Here is a 1704-nt window from a genome sequence, read left to right as displayed (position 1 = left end):
AGGTGCATGAGTCGCCGAACCCGGAAACCCCTGCTACAAGCCGAAGGCTTTAGCGGCGGGAGTATTCATTGAACTTTCGGGATGCGCCCCTCGACCGGACAGGTCGGAGCGAACTGCGATCTTACCCGTAAGTGCATGCGTGGCGGTGCCTGCGTCGCACGCCCCCCTTACGATGTAGTGTGTGACCCGGTCACCAGCGCGACGGGTGCCACAGGCTCCATCTCGCCCTCGGCATGCTGCGCCGAAGCCGAGCGCCGATGATCGATCAGCAACACCGCCATCATCGCGATCACCGCCGGAATGGCGATGGCCACGAAATTCTGCTGCAGCGGCAGCGACATGCCCACCAGCGCACCGATCACGATCGGCGCCAGGATGGCGCCGCTGCGCCCGATGCCCGACGCCCAGCCGATGCCGGTCGCGCGGACCGCCATCGGATAGAACTGCCCCGCATAGGCGTAGGTGACGATCTGCGTGCCGATGGTCGATGCGCCGGCCAGCGCCACCAGCACGAACAGCAGCGCGGTGGGCACCGGGTAGCCCAGCAGCGTGATCGATACCGCGGCCAGGGCGTACATGCCCACCAGCACGTACTTGATATTGAAGCGGTCCGCCAGCCAGCCGCCGCCGATGGCGCCGATCATGGCGCCGAAGTTCAGCACCAGCACGAAGGTGAGCGCCGAGCCCAGGCTATAGCCGGCGCCGGCCATCATCTTGGCCAGCCAGGAACTGAGCGCGTAGACCATGAAGAGGCACATGAAGAATGCTACCCAGAACATGACGGTGCTGAAGCCGCGTCCGTCCTGGAACAGCTTGCCGATGGGCGCATCGCCGGCCTTGTCGCCGGCGGGCAGGGCGAACTGGTCGCCGGCCTGCGGCCGGTAGCCTGGTTCCAGCCGGGAAACGATGGCCTTGAGCGTGTCGATCTGGCCCTTCCTGACCAGGAAGGGCATCGATTCCGGCAGGGATTTCAGGATGAACGGGATCAGCAGCGCCGGCAGGCCCGCGGCGATAAACACCGATTGCCAGCCGTAGCTCTCGATCAGGCCCTTGCCCAGCAGGGCGGCCAGCATGCCCCCTACGGAGTAGCCGCTGAACATCAGCGTGACCATGGTGCCGCGGATCTTGCGCGGCGAGTATTCGGTCATCTGCGCCACCACGTTCGGCATGACGCCGCCGATGCCCAGGCCCGCCAGGAAGCGCGTGACGCTGAACGTCACGGGATCGCTGGTGAAGCCCGCGGCGGCGGTGAAGACGCTGAACAGCAGGATGCAGATGGCGATGGCGCGGCGCCGTCCGATGCGGTCGGCGATGGTGCCCATGAAGATCGCGCCGAACATCATGCCGAATAGCGCGGCGCTGACCATGAAGCCGGCGCCGGTGGCGTCGACGCCCATGCTTTTCATGATGGAGGGGAGGGCGATGCCGACGACGGCGAGGTCGTAGCCGTCGAAGATGATGATGAGGGCGCACCAGAGGAGGATTTGGGCGTGGAAGGGGTTGAAGCGGGCTTCGTCGGCTAGTTTGTGGATGTCGATATGGGGCATGGGGTGTCTCCTTTTGGTCCTTTTGGTCCTTTCGGTCCTTTTGGGATTTGGGTGTTTTGTTTTTGTTTGGTGGGGTTGCAACTGTGCTTGACGTCAACTACTTAACGTCAAAGGCTTAACGTCAAGGGCTTAAAGTCAAAGGCGGTTTCACCCCCCT

The 1704-nt window shown here is 63.9% G+C and carries 1 protein-coding gene; it reads right to left on the bottom strand.

Annotated elements, in window-relative coordinates; all coding sequences use genetic code 11:
- Positions 1–167: 167 nt before the first annotated feature.
- Positions 168–1628, bottom strand: a complete 1461-nt coding sequence (locus tag CF70_RS02130) for an MFS transporter (RefSeq protein WP_349675096.1) — start codon at positions 1626–1628, stop codon at positions 168–170.
- Positions 1629–1704 lie beyond the last annotated feature (76 nt).

The sequence above is a fragment of the Cupriavidus sp. SK-3 genome (assembly GCF_000611145.1).
Lineage (GTDB): Bacteria > Pseudomonadota > Gammaproteobacteria > Burkholderiales > Burkholderiaceae > Cupriavidus.
The sequence above is the reverse complement of the archived record's forward strand: the minus strand, read 5'-3'. Positions and strand labels throughout refer to the sequence as shown.